Raw genomic sequence first — 1,507 nt, forward strand, 5'->3', positions numbered from 1 at the left:
TGGTCGTCAACCTCGACCCCCACCACACCCAGGAGGCCACGGTCTCGTTGGACATGCCGCAACTCGGCCTGGACCGGGACGGCGCCCTGTCCGTGCGGGACGAACTGACGGGTGAGACCTACGCGTGGGGCAGGACCAACTACGTGCGTCTCACACCCGGCCGGACACCGGCGCACGTGTTCGACGTGGCGCGGTCGGCACCAGCGAACGGAGGGCCCAGCGCGTCATGACTGTCAACCAACCCGTCCCGGACACCTTCGAGGACACTCCGGCCAAGGACCGGGACCCCGACTGGTTCAAACGCGCGGTCTTCTACGAGGTCCTGGTGCGTTCCTTCCAGGACAGCGACGGCGACGGCATCGGCGACCTCAAGGGCCTGACCGCCAAGCTCGACTACCTCCAGTGGCTCGGCGTCGACTGCCTCTGGCTGCCGCCCTTCTTCAAGTCCCCCCTGCGGGACGGCGGTTACGACGTCTCCGACTACACCTCGGTGCTCCCCGAGTTCGGCGACCTGGCCGACTTCGTGGAGTTCGTGGACGCCGCCCACCAGCGCGGGATGCGCGTCATCATCGACTTCGTCGTCAACCACACCAGCGACCAGCACCCGTGGTTCCAGGAGTCCCGCACCAACCCCGACGGGCCCTACGGGGACTACTACATGTGGGCGGACGACGACAAGCAGTACCAGGACGCGCGGATCATCTTCGTCGACACCGAGGTCTCCAACTGGACCTTCGACCCCGTGCGCGGTCAGTACTACTGGCACCGCTTCTTCTCCCACCAGCCGGACCTCAACTACGAGAACCCGGCGGTCCAGGAGGAGGTGCTGGCCGCCCTGCGGTTCTGGCTGGACCTCGGCATCGACGGCTTCCGCCTGGACGCGGTGCCGTACCTGTACGCGCAGGAGGGCACCAACTGCGAGAACCTGCCGCCCACGCATGAGTTCCTGCGGCGGGTCCGCAGGGAGATCGACGCGATGTATCCGGACACCGTGCTCCTCGCGGAGGCCAACCAGTGGCCGGAGGACGTCGTCGACTACTTCGGGGACTACGCGAAGGGCGGGGACGAGTGCCACATGGCGTTCCACTTCCCGGTCATGCCGCGGATCTTCATGGCCGTGCGCCGCGAGTCCCGCTACCCCGTCTCGGAAATCCTCGCCAAGACCCCGGCCATCCCGTCCGGCTGCCAGTGGGGCATCTTCCTGCGCAACCACGACGAGCTGACCCTGGAGATGGTCACCGACGAGGAACGCGACTACATGTGGGCCGAGTACGCCAAGGACCCACGGATGCGCGCCAACATCGGCATCCGCCGCCGCCTCGCCCCCCTCCTCGACAACGACCGCAACCAGATCGAACTCTTCACCGCCCTGCTGCTCTCCCTGCCCGGCTCGCCGATCCTCTACTACGGCGACGAGATCGGCATGGGCGACAACATCTGGCTCGGCGACCGCGACGCCGTGCGCACCCCCATGCAGTGGACCCCCGACCGCAACGCCGGCTTCTCG

Annotated in this window: 1 protein-coding gene and 1 pseudogene; both read left to right on the forward strand. The window is 67.4% G+C overall.

Features of this window, described 5'->3' with window-relative positions; genetic code table 11:
- Positions 1-230, forward strand: a pseudogene (locus AB0958_RS45100) (alpha-1,4-glucan--maltose-1-phosphate maltosyltransferase); the annotation flags it as partial.
- A partial coding sequence (gene treS / locus AB0958_RS45105; protein WP_366896288.1) for a maltose alpha-D-glucosyltransferase occupies positions 227-1,507 on the forward strand: 1,281 nt, incomplete at its 3' end. The pseudogene AB0958_RS45100 and the gene treS, both read left to right, overlap by 4 nt.

Source organism: Streptomyces sp. NPDC006655 (assembly GCF_040703965.1).
Classification (GTDB): domain Bacteria; phylum Actinomycetota; class Actinomycetes; order Streptomycetales; family Streptomycetaceae; genus Streptomyces.